The sequence below is a fragment of the Brachyspira innocens ATCC 29796 genome, assembly GCF_000384655.1.
GTDB lineage: Bacteria > Spirochaetota > Brachyspiria > Brachyspirales > Brachyspiraceae > Brachyspira > Brachyspira innocens.
The window spans coordinates 1-16,980 of the sequence record NZ_ARQI01000125.1; the positions used below are offsets into that span (position 1 = coordinate 1).

Genomic DNA, 16,980 nt, shown 5'->3' on the forward strand with positions numbered 1-16,980 from the left:
GGCTTTTTTATAAATACTAGATAACTATGTTTTCTAGTTTTTTATTTTTAAAATCTTTAAATCAAAAAGAAAGTTTAAAAGTAGGTAGGTAAGTAGTTAACCTACTGCAAGAAATGTGCCAAAAAACTGCATACAAACCTACCCACCTACCTACTAAAAAATCAAATTTATTTTATTAAAAAATTAATTTTAAAAATTTTTTGTATTTTGTTGACTTTAAAATTATTTTGTGTATATTAGTTAATGCTACATAAATTAAAAAATGCTATCAAAAAAAGGCGTGAGAAACCTTTTAGCATTGAAGGATAAAACATGTATAATATAGTTGTATTATGCTCTGGTATATTGTATACTTTGAGCAAGTTTAATAATAGTTCTTTTAATTTAATAGCTAGAAATGCAGTACAAGTAATGATTATATTATACTCTCAATTTTATAATCCTTCTTGTAATTTATGTAGCAATAAAAACAAATACTTGTACTGCTTTTTCATAGATTTTAAAAAATTCGTTAAACTTTTAAGTTTGTCAATTTTTTGTTGTTCTTTTTCCCGCCGCAAAAAGAACCAAAAAGTGCAAGTGTAAAAAATTAGCACTAAATCATACTAAAGTTGTCTTACATGTAAGATATCTTTAGTAAATTAAAGCCAAAATGTAGCCTTTCGCGACTGCGGGCTGTGCCTGCTTCTTTGTGGCAACAAAAGAAGTAGGGTCTGGGGCAAAGCCCCGCAAATATCAAAATTTAAAAAATTAATTTTTTGATAAACTGTATTTGTTTAGGTATATATATAAACAAATATAATTCATCAAAAAATATTTATTCTATATCATTGTATATATTAATCAGACTAGGTAGAATTTCTTTTGGTTCTAATTTTTTCAAACAGTCTATAGTTTTGCATCCTCTTTTTATATATTCGCAGTGAAAACTTTTTATACTACTGCAGTATTTTTTTCTTGCCTCTATATTAAAAGCCTTACTTCCTCTGGTTCCGTAAATTGCTGGAAGAGTATCTCCAAATATACCTATAGAGTATATATTACATGCATTAGCTATATGAAGCGGGGCACTGTCTCCTCCTATCAGAGCATAAGAATGTTTTATTACCGATATAAGTTCTCTTATATTTAATTTGCCTGTAAAGTCATCTTTAATTATGTCTCCTAATTTACTTTTCATGTTATCAGCAAAACTTATATCATCTTTAGAGCCTATTAATATTATAGGAACTTTTTTCTCTTTGTAGAACATCTCTATAAGTTTAGAAAAATTTTCATAACCATATCTTTTGCTTATCCTAGTAGCTCCTCCATGTACAAGCAATGCATTTTTATAATCTTTCATTTTATTAATACCGAAATTATTTTCTTCTTCATTTAAAAATATTTCTGTATTAATGCCGTCATCATCTATATTAAGAGGCTTTAGTATAGAGAGTATAGTATCAACAATATGTCTTTTATGTTTTTTCCAAGATGTTTTTTTAGTGAGGAGAAATCCCCTACATTCACTGTTTACTCCTACTCTTACTGGTATTTTAGCTTTATATAATAATGAAGCCCCGTAAAATGCCGTTGTAGCTGTGAAACCTATATCATATTTTTGTTTTTTTATATATTCTAATGTATTATTATCTCTTACTATTATATTATTTATATAAGGATTTTCTTTTAATATATCAATTCCTTTTGCTCCGTTTACAACATCAATAATACAGTCTTTATAATATTTTTTTACAGCTCTTATAAGAGGAGTAATAAATATAGTATCTCCTATATAATTCATTCCTATAATTAATATTTTTATCATTTTTTATTAACTCTTAAAATATTTTTTCTTCTTCTTAGTATTTTTTCTTTTTTTGCTTCTAATATTCTCTCTTCATTGTATATTTTCATAATTTCAAAGAATAGTATAAAAGTCAAAGGTCCTAGTATAATTCCAGACAGTCCGAAGAATAAGACTCCTCCAAGTATAGCAAAGAAAATAAATAAAGGGTGAAGTTCTATTCTGTTTCCAAGAAGAAGCGGACGTACAAAGTTATCAGGTATCGTTATAAAAAACCAAGAACAAATAACAAATATTATAGCTTTTATTAATTGTCCATTAATAATAAAAAGTACACCCAAAGGAAGCCATATTATAGTAGTTCCTATTATAGGCATAAAAGAAGCTATTATAGTAAGAAATGCAAATGTAAATGAGTTGGCAACTCCAAATACACTGTATACTATAAAGGCACAAATTCCCTGAAATAATCCAGTAAATAAATTGCCGAATACAATGCCTTTAATACCTTCAGATACCTGCTTTATAAGTCTATCAAGATATTTTCCATCTATGGGTACTAATGTTCTTACCTGTTCTACTAAATATTCTCCGTCTATAAAGAAAAAGAATAATGAGAACATCATAAATATAAATGAACTTACAAATCCGCCTGTGCTTTTTAATAAACTTGCAACATTCTGTGTTAAATATGAGCTTATAAATGTTAAATTAGAAAGTGATGAGTCTTGTATTCTTTTTAATATAGTTTCCATAGACACATCTATAGGAAGACTTTTTAAAAAATTATTTATATTAGAGTTTCTTAAAACTTCATTAACATCAAGATTCATAAAATATTTTATTCCTATATTTGATATATCTATAAGCTGAACTATTATAGTGTATGCTAATATACTAGTAGGAACTAAAAATATAATTAAAGATGTAAGAGAAAAAAGTAATGCTAGAGTATTTCTTTTAATAGTAGATAATTTATCTTTTTTCTTATAGCTTTTTCCCATAGCTTTTATAAATAATGGATTTAATACTACATAAAAAACTACGGCAAAAAATATAATCATACCGAATGGTTTTAGCAGTTTATACATTATAAATATAGCTAAAAATATAAAAGCTATAAAAAATATATACCCAATATTGTTTTTATTCATAAAATCTCCGTAATCTAATTAATTAGAATATTTATCATAATATATATACCATATTTTTCAAGCATTTTAAATTTGAATTATTATGTATTCATGTTATTATATATGCATGGAATTTGCATTAAATAAACAGCAAGAGGATATAATAAACTGTTTTTTTGACAATGGAATATGTTTTGTTAATGCCTCAGCAGGTACTGGTAAAACAAGCACTATAACAGAATTATATATAAAATTGTTAGAAAATAGAGAAAAAGTATCTTCTATAGTAGTTATTACATTCACTAAAGCAGCAGCCAATGAAATGCTTCTTAGAATAAGGCTTAAAGTAAGAAATAAGATATCGTCTGTAAAAACTTCAAAAGAAAAAGAATACTGGCAGAAAGTGTATAAAGATATACTTACAAATGCTAAAATATCAACTATAGATGCATTTGCTAATTCTATAGCTATGGAAAATGCCTTGTCTCTTGCCATGCCTCCTAATGCTTCTATTTTGGAAGATAATTCTGATATAAAAGAAACATTAAAAGATGAAATACTTAATGTACTTAATGAGGTAAGCTACAGCGAAACGATACGCACAATATACAGAATATATACAGAAGAATCTAAAGATGATTTTGCTGATAAAATATTGAGTTTTCTTTTAAAAATAAAGCCAAGACTAAAAACTATAGATGAATTTGAAAAAAGAGCATTGTCTGTATTGAATATAAAAGAAGATTATAAAAAACTTCATAATGAAATATCTTTTTTAAGCAGTTCTTTAATCAATGATGACGGAAGTGAAAATAATACTATAAAACAATTTAAAGTATTGATATCAAATACAATAGATTCTATAAATAAATTATCAAATTTTGAAGATATAAAAAATATTAAAGAAAATGATCTTGAGGCTTTAATAAATTCTTTTAGCGGTGTAATTAATCAAAAAAATTCATGCGGAAGTAAGAATGCAGCATTTAGAGACGGTGTTAAGTCTTTAAAAGAAATATACCCAAAACTTTTTTATTATATAGATATAGAAAGAAATAAAGAAAAATATATAACTGTAATAAGATTTATAAAAGATACATATATACATTTTGAGGAAGTGAAAAAAAATATCGGAGTATATTCATATGAAGATATAATGTATAAAGCTATAGAGGCACTAGAAGATAAGAATATATCATATAGAATAAGAGATAATATCTCTACTTTGATACTAGATGAAGCACAAGATACAAGCTATCTTCAGTTTTCTTTTATAAATTTGATAGTATTTGGAAAAAAAGATATCACTCCTAATGATAAAAATCAAAAAAAATTAATGATAGTAGGAGATAAAAAACAGTCTATATACAGGTTTAGAAATGCTAATTTTAGGGCATTTATTGAGGCTAAAAATAATTTTAATAAATATGTGAAATATTTAAAAAATAACTATAGAAGCAATTCTATGTTAATAGAGTTTTTTAATGATTTTTTTGAGAGTGTAGTATTTAAATGTGATGATATAGACTATATAGAAGAAGATAATCTTCAGTATAGTAAAGAATCTAAAGATAAATCAGTATCTCTTCTCATATTAAACAGAAATATAGAAAGCGAAAATATAGATTTAAATATAGAAAAAAGAACAGAATTAGAATCCTATTCAATAGCAAAATACATAAAAAAATATTATGATAATAACTATAAAAATGTTGTAATACTTCTTCAGACATTTAATAGATTAAATGTATACTTAAAGGCATTATCCGATTTTCAAATACCTTATTATATTGACGGCGGAAATGGTTTTTATGAAAGAGAAGAGATTGTTTTAATAAAAACATTTTTGGAATATTTAATACTTAGAGATCATGCCAAATTGCCTTCACTACTTAGAAGCGAATTATTTGATATAGATATAAGCAATTTATCAGACTTTTTATTCAGTTTATTTATAAATGGACTTGATATTAATGATTATTTTCCAAAACATATAGATAATGAAGATAATTATAAAAAAATATTAGAAATAGCTTCTTCAAAAAGTTATTATAGTCAATTAAAAGAGGCAAAAGAGCTTTTAAACTCCATAGAGAGCAAAGTATCTATGCTAAATGCTTCGGATATAATAGAGACTATATGTATTGATACAAACTTTTATAATTATTTAATGACTATGGAAGATGCCGAGCTTTCATATGCCAATATAGAAAAATTAAAAAAAATAGCTGATGAGTTTGAAAATCAGACGGGTAATAATGTTTATGATTTTGTATTAAATTTGCAAAATGCTGGAGGAAATGAAGCCTATTCTTCAATACCTAAACTATCAGTGGATGCTGTAAAGATTATGACTATACATAAATCTAAGGGATTGGAATTTGAAAATGTATTTTTAGCTGGAATGGGGCATTATATGTCTCCTAAATATAAAGATTTTGATTTTATAGAAGATTATCCTTTTATAAGACTTCCAGTATATGAAAAAAATAAATATTATACATTAGATTTTTCATTCTTTGATAAAAGTTATAATGCTGAAAGTGAAGAGTCAGAAAAAAGAAGACTTTTTTATGTAGCTTTAACACGTGCTTCTAACAATTTAATACTTTCAGGAGAGTACTCAAAAGGAAAGAGCTATATGTCTTATATTAATAATTATATTTCTTATGACGCTAAAAAACATCATACGGATATAAAAAGCGAAGAAAATGATGATTTTGTAATGGAAAATAGTTTGGAGAATAAATTTATTAATTCATACTTATATGGAATTGCTTTTGAGCCTCAAAATACAGCTAATAATACAGAAGCTGATATAGAAGATATGTTTCAAAAAATGGAAAGTATAAGAGAAAATAAAAATGAATTAAAAGCAAAGACTATATCAAATATTATGCCTTCTTTGAGAAACAAGTATGATAATCATTATAGTTATTTTGATATATCAGGTCTTCTTGACAGGAAAATATTAGAGCTTGAGAATTATATAAATAATGATGAGGAAGATTATGATGATGAAAATGTATCATTTATATCATTTAAAGATTTGGGTATTATAATACATAAAACACTTGAACATTTTGATTATAATAAATATATTAAAGAAAAAGATTTATATTTAGAAAAAGTAAAAACATTTGTATTAAAAAGCAATATTCAATATAATCAAAAACAGCTATCTGATAGTTTAGATACGGCATTTAAAAGATTGTTTGAAAATGAACATATAAGTAATATATTAAAAGGCGATGAAGAGATAATATCAAGAGAGCATACATTTCAGGATTATGACGGAGAATATAGGACTACTGGAAAGATTGATATTATAACTAAAAATAAAAATGGAGAGTATTTTATTTTAGACTATAAAGTATCCAAGTTCAGTGAAGAGAATATAAACTTTTATAAGCCTCAATTAGAAAGCTATAAATATATGTTTCAAAAGACTTTTAATATAGATGAAAGTAAAATAAATACTGGTATTATATTCTTGAAATAGATATGTCTTTTTATATAAAAAAGCATAATTTATAATTTTTATATATTTGCAGTGTTTTAAATTTAATAAAAGTTTAAATAACTCTTAATATTAGGTGAATAATATATAAATACAGTATTTTTGTATATTATCTTTACATATTTTTATCAATTATATTCTATTATATTAATAATTTTCTTTACTTTTTTCTATTATAATGTATATATTATAATTATAAGGAAAAGAATTAATGAAAAAAACTTTAAAATATTTTTTATTATTAATAATTTGTTTTGTATTAATGATATCATGCAATACTCAGGTTTTTCAAAACAGGTTTAAATTAAATAAAGCATATTCTCTGTATGAAAAAGGAAAAAATGCTGATGATGATAAAGCCTTGCTTGATATAACTTCTACGTATAATGATATTATTAATCAAAAAATATATGCTCAAGACAGACTTGCAGCGGTATACCGAACATTAGCGGAGCGAAGTCTAGTAAAGGAGCAGTACGGCTATTCCGCAAAATATTTTTCTGAAGCATTAAAAATACTTCCTAACAGTCCTTATTTAAGATACGGTCTTGGTATATCTTATGCTAATTTGGCAGATAGTGCAGATACTGAAGATAAAAAGACAAATTTTTTACAAAGAGCTGAAAATAATATTAATTTTGCTATTAGTAAAGACCCTAATAATGCAAACTACTATGCTGCTTTGGCATCTTTGAAAGGCTTGCAGCAAAATGATTATGAAGCAGCATTTGAAAATATAAAAAAAGCAGTTGAGATAAATCCTAATAACGTAGACTATTTATTTATATTAGCTAGAATACAATACAGCAGAGGTAATTATAATGAAGCAGTAGCAGCATATAGGAAAATATCAAACATTGCAACGGAAAATAATATAAAACAAACTGCATTAAATAATATTAATCAGATAATAGGACAGCAAAATTGAGTACAGATAATGATATTAAAACATATTTGATTGCCTTAAATCAAATTGATAAAGTAGGAGATAGAAGAATATCCGAACTTATTAGTCATTATGAATCTGTAGAGAATATATTTGAAGATAAAGAAGAAAATATAAAAGATTTGCTTAAAAAGAAATTCAAATCTCAAGTAGGGGATTTTGATAAAAATGAAATATTAGATAAAGCAAATGAAATAGTAAATAAATCAAAAGATTACGGGATAGGGATATTAAGTTTATTCGATGAAGAATATCCGTTTAACTTAAAACAAATAGATAATCCTCCTTATATACTTTATTATAAAGGTGATATAAAAAAGTTAAGAAGAAATGCTGTAGCAATAGTAGGTACAAGAGAGCCTACTAATGAAAGCCGTAAATATTCTTTTGAGCTTGCTAGCAAATTATCTTCTTTAAATATCACTGTAGTGTCTGGAATGGCTAAAGGGGTGGACAGAGAGGCACATCTTGGGGCTATATCATCACTTGTTAATACTGCTGCTGTTTTGGGTAATGGAATAGATACAGTTTATCCTTCTGAAAACTTAAAGATATATAATAAATTAATAGAAAAAGGAATAATAGTAAGCGAATTTGAAATAGGAAGAAAACCAGATAGAATGAATTTCCCTAGAAGAAACAGAATAATATCAGGTCTTTCATATGCTGTTGTTATGGTTGAAGCTGCAAGCAAGTCTGGGGCTTTGATAACAGTTGATTATGCTCTTAATCAGGGAAGAGATGTTTATATAGCTCCTTATGATGAGAAAAATAATGCTTATTTCGGTAATCATAAACTATATAAAGACGGTGCTAAAATAGCTTATGGTGTACAGGATATATTAGAGGATTTTGATTCTATATTTTCAAATGATGATGATTATGTGAAAATGAAATTAAAATACTTTGAAGGCGGAGATATAAGTGGTAAGTCTAAAGATGAAAATAAAGATAAAAAAGAGAATAAAAAACATAAAGAGCATAAAGAACAAATTGTAGAAATTAATAAGAAACATGATGATAAGAAAAATTATAAGAAAGTTAAAGGAAAAAATAATGAACTTATCAGCAGTTTGAATGATGATGAAACTTCACTTTATAATATAATAAAAAAATCTGATAAAATACATATAGATGATATAGTAGAAGAGAGCAATATAAAAGTGCATACAGCAGCATCTATTTTAATGCAGCTTGAGATTAAAGGTGTTATAAAGCAGTTATCTGGAAAATTTTATACTATAGAAAAATAGAAATTAATTATATATAACTTTTTTAGGATATTAAAGGAGATTTAACTATGTCTGATACAACAACAGAAGCAAAAGTAAAAAAAACAGCAAGCAGAAAATCTAAGGATAAAAAAGAATCTAAAAAGAAAAAACTTGTTATCGTAGAGTCTCCTGCAAAAGCTAAAACTATTAACAGATATTTAGGCTCTGATTATCTTGTAATGTCATCAATGGGGCATTTAATAGATTTGCCTAGAAGCAGACTGGCTATAGATGTTGATCATGGCTTTGAACCAGAATATATTACAATAAGAGGAAGAGCCAAAATATTAAATGATTTAAAAAAAGAAGCTAAAAAGGCAGAAGAAGTTTTACTAGCAGCCGATGATGATAGAGAGGGAGAGAGTATTGCTTGGCATATAGGAAATAAAATCAGAGGTGTTAATTCTGCTGTACCTATAAAAAGAATAGTTTTTCATGAGATAACTAAAGATGCATTAAAAGAGGCTATTGATCAGCCTAGAGACATAGATATTTCAAAGGTAAATGCCCAAAAGGCGAGAAGAGTATTAGACAGACTTATTGGTTATAATCTTAGTCCTTTGCTTTGGGAGAAGATAAAAAGAGGACTCTCAGCAGGACGTGTACAGAATGTTGCTTTACTTATCATATGCAACAGAGAAGATGAGATTGAAACTTTTGTACCTGTAGAATATTGGACATTCGGAGTATTTTTAAAGCATAAAAATAAAGAGTTTTTAGCGGATCTTCAGAAATATAAAGGTGAGAAACCAGATTTAAAAACAAAACAAGATGTTGAAGATATAATGGAGCATCTTAAAGATAAAACATATACTGTTTCAAGCATAGAGGTAAAAGACAGACTAAGAAACCCAACAGCACCATATACTACAAGTAAACTTCAGCAGGCGGCAAGCAGTGCATTAGGATACAGTGCTTCAAAGACTATGCAGGTAGCTCAGTCACTTTATGAAGGGGTGGATATTGCAGGAGAGGCAACAGGTTTGATAACTTATATGCGTACTGACAGTGTAAGAATATCTCCAGTGGCACAGGAACAGGCAAGAGAGTTTATAGGTAAAGAGTATGGAAGTAATTATTTGCCTGCAGAAGCTCCTACATATTCTGTGAAAAAGAATGCCCAAGACGCACACGAGGCTATAAGACCTACTAATGTATTTTTAACTCCAGACAGCATTAAAGAATATTTAAAAACAGATCAATATAAACTATATAAACTTATATGGGAGAGATTTGTATCTTCTCAAATGCTTCCAGCCAAAATGAAAAATACAAGAGCAATCATAACAGCAGGCGACTGTGAGTTTTCATTATCTTCATCAAAAATAGAGTTTGACGGATTTATGAAAGTTCTTACTATAGATAAAGAAGATAAAGAAAAAGCTTCCAAAATGCCTAATTTGTCAAAAGACGATGTATGCGATTTTGTTGAAAATAATCCGCAGCAGCATTTTACAACTCCTCCTCCTAGATATACAGATGCTTCACTCGTTAAAATACTAGAAGAGTCTGGAATAGGAAGACCTTCTACTTATGCTCCTACTATTAAAACTATCATATCAAGGCACTATGTACAAAGAAAAGGTAAGCAGTTAGTACCTACAGAATTAGGTAAATTAGTTAATGAACTTATAAGTGAAAACTTCCCAGAACTTGTAAATATTAACTTTACAGCTGACATGGAAAGTAAACTTGATAAAATAGAAGACGATAATATAGAATGGAATAATATATTAAAAGAATTCTATCCTCATTTTTTGGATACATTGAAAACAGCTACTGAAAATATTAACAATATGAAAGACTTTTTCAATGAAGAAACAGATTTTGTATGTGAAAAATGCGGTAAGAAGATGATTAAGCGTTTGGGAAGATACGGATATTTTATAGCCTGTTCCGGATTTCCTGAATGCAAAAACACTAAAGGTATATCATTCGGTGTTTGTCCTAAATGCGGAGGCGATATAACTTTAAAACGTTCAAAAAGAGGAAGGGAATTCTATGGCTGTTCCAATTATCCTAAATGCGATTTTGTAAGCTGGGATAAACCTCTTCAAGAGCCTTGTCCTAAATGCGGAGGACTTATGGTTGAGAAGAATATTAAAAACAAAGGATTGTTTAAAGTTTGTATCAAGGAAGATTGTGGTTATTCAGAGGAGATAAAAGAAGACGAAGAATAACATTAATTTTTATTTTGGTATTAATTCTATTTAATACATGTTTTTTATACAGTCAGAATAATGATAAAATAAAACTAAACAATTTAAATATAAAAGTAGAAGATTTAAAAAATGCTTTTAATCCTGCTGTAAATAAATTTAATGAAAAAACTATATCTACTATCATAATAGATCCAGGTCATGGAGGAAAAGACCCAGGTGCTATTGGAGTAAATAAACTGTTTGAAAAAGATGTAGTTTTGTCTTTTTCGCTTGAATTAAAAAAAGAGTTAGAAGAATTACTTCCAGATGTAAAAATAGTTTTAACGCGTACTAATGATATATATCCTACACTTGAAGAGCGTTTTAAGATAGCAAATGAGGCTGCTAAAATAAATACTGATAAATCTAAAAATGCATTATTTGTAAGTGTGCATGCCAATGCATCGTTCAGTACCAGTGCAAGAGGTTTTGAGGCCTATTTTGTAAGTGCTCAGGAATCAAGCGAATATGCTAGAGCAGTATCTATGTTTGAAAATAATGCTTTGGTCAAGTTTGATAATATAGATACTTCAAGATATGAAAATGATTCTTCGCAGATAACACATAATTATATGCTTATAGAACAGTATCAAAAAGAAAGCCGATTATTAGCCGAATCTATAACAGATGAAGTGCTTAAAGTATCTGGGGTGGCAAGAAGAACAAAACCTGTGCAGAACGCTTTATTTTATGTATTAAAAGGTGCTATTATGCCTTCTACTTTAATAGAGTTGGGCTTTATTACTAACCCAGAAGACGCCAAACTTATGAATACAAAAGAGACAAGGCTAAAAATGGTAAAAGCAACGGCTGATGGTATAAAAAAATATATAGAACTCTTTGAAAAGACTAAAGGTTTTACAAAATAATTTAAGGCTGCCCTAGATAATGAAAATTTTAATAATTTTAAATTATCTAGGACATTTCCAAATAAATATTTATTAGTTTCAAAATAGATATAATAATTATTTCTCTAAATATGAATATGAGAATTTATATTGAGCAAATGGAATATAAAATACATCTTTTAGTCTTGGACTTTTTAATACAGCAGGTTCAAAGTATGCTATAGGTATTATAACGGCCTCATCTTCTATAAGAATTTTTTCTGCTTTATGAAGTTCTCGCATTCTGATATTTTGATCTATTGTTTTTGAAGCAGTTATTATTGCATTATCAAATTCTTTATTTGTAAATAGAGAGTGATTTTTATATGAATAACTTACAAACATGCCTAAAAAAGTTGTAGGATCATTATAGCTTCCAGTCCAGCTTGCTGATGCCATAGTGTAATTTCTTTCTGTTCTAAATGAATGTATAAAAGGCGCAAATTCCATTTGAGTAAGTTTTACATCTATTCCAAGATTAACTTTCCACATATTCTGCACAGCCTCAAACATAGGTATATCATTGCTAAATGTAAGAGCAAATTCTAATACTGGAAATCCTTCTCCATTAGGATATCCAGCCTCAGCCATTAATCTTTTAGCTTCTTCAACATTTTTTTGATAATCTGCTTTATTTGTGCTTATATATTCTCCCGCATTATCTCTAAAATATCCTTGAACATCGGTAACCCCCCAAGGTACTAATGCACCAGCAGGTCTTCCAGATTTTAATACATTATCTACTATATAGTTTCTGTCTATAGCAAGCGATAATGCACGTCTTACTCTTTTATCTTTTAGAACGGCATTTGTAGTGTTTAAGGCATAATACTGCGTTCCTATTCTTGTAGCAGTGTCAATTAAACCTTCTGCTCTTAATGTATCTATATCCTGATATGGAAACTGATCAGAGAAATGCAAAGAGCCTTCTTTAATTCCAGCAACTGCCGAATTAGGATTATCCATAAGTACAAATTTTATTTCTTTAGCTACTATAGTATCGGCATTCCAATAATTTGTATTTTTTACAACAGTTATACTTTCATCAGTTTTTCTTTCTTTTAGGAAGAAAGCACCGTTTCCTATACATGTTTCAGGATTTCTTGTCCAATTATCAGGATCTTTTTCTACCATATCCTTTCTTACTGGAGAAAATACTGGAAGATTTACAAGTTCCAAAAAGTATGCAGTAGGGTATTCAAGTTTTACTTCCAAAGTATAATCATCTATTGCCTTTATTCCAAATTCATCTACAGGCAAATATCCGCCATTAACATTTGAAAAATTTAGTATAGGCTCAAATAAATAACTAGGCTCGCTTGCAGTTTGAGGATCAACAACACGCTTCCAAGAATATTCAAAATCCTGAGCAGTTAATGGTTTTCCATCAGACCATTTGCCGTTAGTTCTTAAATGAAATATATATGTAAGTCCATTATCAGAAATATCCCAGCTTTCAGCAGCACCGGGCTGTATTTCTATGTCTTTATATTTTGTAGTTAAGCATTCAAATAGATGTGTTACATAAGTAGATCCCTGTAATGTTATATTCAAAGCAGGGTCTATAGTTTTTGGCTCTGAACCTAGATTAACATATATTGTACCGTTGTTGTCTGATATGTTCTTTTTAGAGCATGATATAAAAAAAACTAATATAATAATTATTAAGTAAAACTTTTTCATCGTACCTAACCTTAGTATAGTTATTTGAAGAGAATTATATTTGATAATTAAGTATTGTCAACTATTAATTATATTTTTTATATTATATATTTCTATTATAGTTATTAATAAATAATATTTACAGTAATTATAAAAATAATATAAGAAGAAAAATAAAAGAAAGAAGATAAATAAAGGCTAAAGAAAAAGGTAAATATAATATCCTTAAATATTCAAGATTGAAACTTGAATTTTATAAATTATATCTATATATACCTAAACTATTTTACCTAAACAGCTATAATTTGTCAAAAATTAATTTTTTTTATTTTAAATATTTCATGGCTTTAACTTTAAGAAGTACAGACTGCCGCTCTGCATGACATAGGCAAGAGAATGCGGGTAAAAAAACAATAAAAAATTGACAAACTTAAAAATTTTTAGTATAAAATATCAGCTCTTGAATTTTTATATTATTCATAATCGTTAATAATATCCTAAATTATATTTATAGTTTTCCGACAAATTAACATAATATCTAATAATTATTATAAGGGGAATGAAATGAGTTCTGATATTAAAATGTTTTCAGTTAATTATTTGCCAAGCAATTATAATTATGAGCCATTAGGTTTAGTAAAAGGAAATGTGTCTTTGGCTAAGCATGTAGGTAAAGATTTGCTTGCAGGATTAAAAAACATAGTGGGCGGAGAGGTAGAAAGCTATACAGAAATGCTTAATGAGGCTAGAGAAATAGCAACAAAAAGAATGATAGAAGAAGCTAAAAAATTAGGAGCTAATGCTGTCATAGGTATAAAATATTCATCATCATCTGTACTTCCGGGTACAGTAGAAGTTGTTGCTTACGGAACAGCTATTAATTTAAAATAATAAAATAAGGATAATAAAATGGATATAAAATTATTTACAGTTGATTATTTACCAAGCAGCTATAATTATGAGTTATTAGGTTTAGTAAAAGGAAATGTGGCACAGGCTAAACATATAGGTAAAGATTTGCTTGCAGGATTAAAAAACATAGTCGGCGGAGAAGTAGAAGGCTATACAGAGATGATTAATGAGGCTAGAGAAATAGCAACAAAAAGAATGATAGAAGAAGCTAAAAAATTAGGAGCTAATGCTATTATAGGAATAAATTATTCATCATCATCAGTAATGGAAGGAACTACAGAAGTTATAGCTTATGGAACCGCTGTAATAATAAAATAAAATATAGCGGAGAATATATGAGAAGAGAAACTTATGAACTTCAGAATTCTGATATGCCTAATGAATCTTGGCGTATATTTAGAATAATGGGAGAATTTGTAGAGGGTTTTGAAACTATGTCTTATTATAAGAATGCAGTTTCAATGTTTGGAAGTGCAAGAACTTCTGAAGATCATCCTCATTATAAATTAGCTTATGAAACCGCCAAATTATTGGGTGAAAATAAATATGATATAATAACAGGAGGAGGACCTGGTATTATGGAGGCTGGAAATAGGGGAGCTTTTGATGCGGGTGCTGGTTCTATAGGATTATGCATAGAACTTCCTTTTGAGCAGAAAACTAATGCTTATGTAAAAGAAGAACTTAAATTCAGATATTTTTTTGCAAGAAAGGTTATGTTTTTAAAATATGCTAAAGCTGTTATAATATTTCCGGGCGGATTTGGTACTATGGACGAATGGTTTGAGACTTTAACTTTGATACAGACTAAAGTTCTTCAAAGAATGCCTCTTATTGTTATGAATAAAAATTATTATTCTGACCTTATTGAATGGCTAAAGAAAGATATGGTTAAAGAAAGATATATAGATATTTCTGATTTGGATTTAATGCAGTATGCCGAAAAGGCAGAGGAAGTATTGTATATTATTAACAACTTTTATAAAAATAATAAATAAAAATGAAATATATAATAGTAATTTTATTAATAAGTGCTAATATCATGTTTGCTCAACTGCCTGAACTTTTTGACCTTAATGGTTATAAAGATTTAAAATTTGGTATGAGTATTGATGAGGCTAATAATAAAATTACTAATTATAATTTAAATGTATATGCTGATTTTTTAGAATCATTTGAACTTAAAAATAATAGGATTATTAATATATACAAAAATGATACTGAAAAATTAGCGTATTATTTATATTTCTATAATAATGAACTTTACAGAATAGAAATATGCAATCATATAGGTGATATTTATAATAATCCTTCATTTTATAATCCTGCCTCTTTAGCTGAAATCGATGATATAAAAGAGAAACTCAAGTTTAAATATGGTGAAATAACAAAAACAGATGTAAAATATTATTCATTCAATAAAAAACCTTTTGAAGAATATACTATATGGTGGTCATCAGATTTAGCTAGTGTGTCTTTGTATGTAAAACCTGACTTGGATAGTTTGGATAGAGTCATTAAACTTTATTCTTACAGAATATCTTTTTATGATGAAATAAGATTAAAAGAAATATATTCATCAAATTAAATTTTTTATCATATACCTAAACAAATACAGTTTGTCTCAACAAATTTATTTTTGACATATTATAATTGTCTATAATTGACTATAAAATAAAGGCATTATAAAACATATTATAAAAGCTATAATTCCATAAACATATACATAATAGCTTCTATTGTTTGTTAATATAATATCTTTTATATTTTTTATACTGCCTAATTTTTTTAATGATTTTATATTATCAATAATTATCAAAATAAAATGAACAAGAATTATCATATTTGTAAAAATTAAAGTTAATTTATTTGGGCTTATTCCATATTCTTTTATTCTGTATATAAGAGAACTAAAAATTATTATATTAAAAATAAATGCCGTTATAGGAAATATAATATAAACTACCTTTGTGAATATACTTGCTTTATAATCAATACGTACAAAAAATAAATTAACTGCTCCTATAGTAATAGCAACATTATAAAGTATAAAATTTATTCTGATGTCATAAGGATTATTATAAGGCATATACATAGTAAATAAATATTTAACTATATTATACAAACTTATATACATCATTATTCTTGAAAAGTATATTGAGATATTTTTATCCTTCATATCCTTTTTATATACACTATAAATTATAAAAGGAGTAAATGCAAATATATAAAAAATAAATAATACAAATGTATTTATGATTAAAGATGTATCAGAAAAAGTATTGATAAAAAAATTTTTAAGTAAATTTATAATAAATACAAAAACTATCATAAATATAACAGATGAAAATATAGAATAAAAGACAGAATATATAATCATATTGAAAGAAAAAGTAAAGACTTCAGAAATATTTTTATAGTTTTTATATTCATTAAATGATAAAGCAGTCATTATAAAAAATATAATATCTAAAAATAGATTTTTATTTAAAATAGTATGAACGAAAAAAATAAAATTATTATCAGCGGACATTATATCTTTAAATGTAAATTCCGAGGAAGGTATAAGAACACTAAGAATGCCTATAATCAAAAATATAAAAAAAGTTATAAATGTATTTTTCTTATTATTTAAATTAAACAGTAAATTAAAACA

13 protein-coding genes are annotated in these 16,980 nt (G+C 26.9%); 9 read left to right on the forward strand and 4 right to left on the reverse strand.

The window, feature by feature from the left end:
- Positions 1 to 817: 817 nt before the first annotated feature.
- Together F811_RS0112170 and F811_RS0112175 are read right to left on the reverse strand one after the other, a co-directional pair.
- Positions 818 to 1,810 (reverse strand): glycosyltransferase family 9 protein, encoded by a 993-nt coding sequence (locus tag F811_RS0112170; RefSeq protein WP_020005512.1) that lies wholly within the window; start codon positions 1,808 to 1,810, stop codon positions 818 to 820.
- Complete coding sequence (locus tag F811_RS0112175; protein WP_020005513.1) at positions 1,807 to 2,943, reverse strand: AI-2E family transporter; 1,137 nt, start codon at positions 2,941 to 2,943, stop codon at positions 1,807 to 1,809. Before F811_RS0112175 ends, F811_RS0112170 begins: the two co-directional genes overlap by 4 nt.
- A 106-nt stretch (positions 2,944 to 3,049) precedes the next feature.
- Here F811_RS0112175 and F811_RS0112180 point away from each other — a divergent pair, with 106 nt between their 5' ends.
- The 5 genes from F811_RS0112180 to F811_RS0112200 all read left to right on the forward strand — a co-directional run bounded on the left by F811_RS0112180 (position 3,050) and on the right by F811_RS0112200 (position 11,732).
- Complete coding sequence (locus tag F811_RS0112180) at positions 3,050 to 6,424, forward strand: UvrD-helicase domain-containing protein (protein WP_026364445.1); 3,375 nt, start codon at positions 3,050 to 3,052, stop codon at positions 6,422 to 6,424.
- A 229-nt stretch (positions 6,425 to 6,653) separates the two neighbouring features.
- Positions 6,654 to 7,370, forward strand: coding sequence for a tetratricopeptide repeat protein (locus F811_RS0112185; RefSeq protein ID WP_020005515.1), 717 nt, complete (start codon positions 6,654 to 6,656; stop codon positions 7,368 to 7,370).
- Positions 7,367 to 8,641, forward strand: a complete 1,275-nt coding sequence (gene dprA, locus F811_RS0112190; RefSeq protein ID WP_020005516.1) for a DNA-processing protein DprA — start codon at positions 7,367 to 7,369, stop codon at positions 8,639 to 8,641. Before F811_RS0112185 ends, dprA begins: the two co-directional genes overlap by 4 nt.
- 47 nt (positions 8,642 to 8,688) lie before the next feature.
- Complete coding sequence (gene topA / locus F811_RS0112195) at positions 8,689 to 10,842, forward strand: type I DNA topoisomerase (RefSeq protein WP_020005517.1); 2,154 nt, start codon at positions 8,689 to 8,691, stop codon at positions 10,840 to 10,842.
- Entirely contained in the window at positions 10,788 to 11,732 is a 945-nt protein-coding gene (locus F811_RS0112200; RefSeq protein ID WP_020005518.1) for an N-acetylmuramoyl-L-alanine amidase family protein, read from the forward strand. The genes topA and F811_RS0112200 overlap by 55 nt, the downstream gene beginning before the upstream one ends.
- 96 nt (positions 11,733 to 11,828) lie before the next feature.
- On the opposite strand, the gene F811_RS0112205 is transcribed toward F811_RS0112200, so the two are convergent.
- Positions 11,829 to 13,433, reverse strand: a complete 1,605-nt coding sequence (locus tag F811_RS0112205; RefSeq protein WP_020005519.1) for a peptide ABC transporter substrate-binding protein — start codon at positions 13,431 to 13,433, stop codon at positions 11,829 to 11,831.
- 543 nt (positions 13,434 to 13,976) lie between these two features.
- Between F811_RS0112205 and F811_RS0112210 the strand changes: the two genes are divergently transcribed.
- The 4 genes from F811_RS0112210 to F811_RS0112225 are packed head-to-tail and all read left to right on the forward strand — an operon-like array spanning position 13,977 to position 15,912.
- The gene (locus F811_RS0112210; protein ID WP_020005520.1) at positions 13,977 to 14,303 is read left to right on the forward strand and encodes a YbjQ family protein; all 327 of its coding nucleotides are present in this window, start codon (positions 13,977 to 13,979) and stop codon (positions 14,301 to 14,303) included.
- Positions 14,304 to 14,321: 18 nt separating this feature from the next.
- On the forward strand, positions 14,322 to 14,642 hold the full coding sequence (locus tag F811_RS0112215; RefSeq protein ID WP_020005521.1) for a YbjQ family protein: 321 nt from the start codon (positions 14,322 to 14,324) through the stop codon (positions 14,640 to 14,642).
- Between the two features lie 17 nt (positions 14,643 to 14,659).
- Positions 14,660 to 15,322 carry an LOG family protein gene (locus tag F811_RS0112220; protein ID WP_020005522.1) on the forward strand — a complete coding sequence of 221 codons (663 nt, stop codon included), beginning with the start codon at positions 14,660 to 14,662 and terminating at the stop codon, positions 15,320 to 15,322.
- Positions 15,323 to 15,324: 2 nt separating this feature from the next.
- Positions 15,325 to 15,912 carry a hypothetical protein gene (locus F811_RS0112225; RefSeq protein WP_026364447.1) on the forward strand — a complete coding sequence of 196 codons (588 nt, stop codon included), beginning with the start codon at positions 15,325 to 15,327 and terminating at the stop codon, positions 15,910 to 15,912.
- Between the two features lie 69 nt (positions 15,913 to 15,981).
- On the opposite strand, the gene F811_RS17030 is transcribed toward F811_RS0112225, so the two are convergent.
- Complete coding sequence (locus tag F811_RS17030; protein WP_245555868.1) at positions 15,982 to 16,503, reverse strand: hypothetical protein; 522 nt, start codon at positions 16,501 to 16,503, stop codon at positions 15,982 to 15,984.
- Positions 16,504 to 16,980 lie beyond the last annotated feature (477 nt).

What these genes read in the sequence shown, in the direction of transcription:
- F811_RS0112215 (WP_020005521.1), top strand. Translation starts at nt 14,322, where the DNA reads ATGGATATAAAATTATTTACAGTTGATTATTTACCAAGCAGCTATAAT.
- F811_RS0112205 (WP_020005519.1), bottom strand. Translation starts at nt 13,433, where the DNA reads ATGAAAAAGTTTTACTTAATAATTATTATATTAGTTTTTTTTATATCA.
- F811_RS0112170 (WP_020005512.1), bottom strand. Translation starts at nt 1,810, where the DNA reads ATGATAAAAATATTAATTATAGGAATGAATTATATAGGAGATACTATA.
- topA (WP_020005517.1), top strand. Translation starts at nt 8,689, where the DNA reads ATGTCTGATACAACAACAGAAGCAAAAGTAAAAAAAACAGCAAGCAGA.
- F811_RS0112175 (WP_020005513.1), bottom strand. Translation starts at nt 2,943, where the DNA reads ATGAATAAAAACAATATTGGGTATATATTTTTTATAGCTTTTATATTT.
- F811_RS0112185 (WP_020005515.1), top strand. Translation starts at nt 6,654, where the DNA reads ATGAAAAAAACTTTAAAATATTTTTTATTATTAATAATTTGTTTTGTA.
- F811_RS0112220 (WP_020005522.1), top strand. Translation starts at nt 14,660, where the DNA reads ATGAGAAGAGAAACTTATGAACTTCAGAATTCTGATATGCCTAATGAA.
- F811_RS0112225 (WP_026364447.1), top strand. Translation starts at nt 15,325, where the DNA reads ATGAAATATATAATAGTAATTTTATTAATAAGTGCTAATATCATGTTT.
- F811_RS0112180 (WP_026364445.1), top strand. Translation starts at nt 3,050, where the DNA reads ATGGAATTTGCATTAAATAAACAGCAAGAGGATATAATAAACTGTTTT.
- F811_RS0112210 (WP_020005520.1), top strand. Translation starts at nt 13,977, where the DNA reads ATGAGTTCTGATATTAAAATGTTTTCAGTTAATTATTTGCCAAGCAAT.
- F811_RS17030 (WP_245555868.1), bottom strand. Translation starts at nt 16,503, where the DNA reads ATGAAGGATAAAAATATCTCAATATACTTTTCAAGAATAATGATGTAT.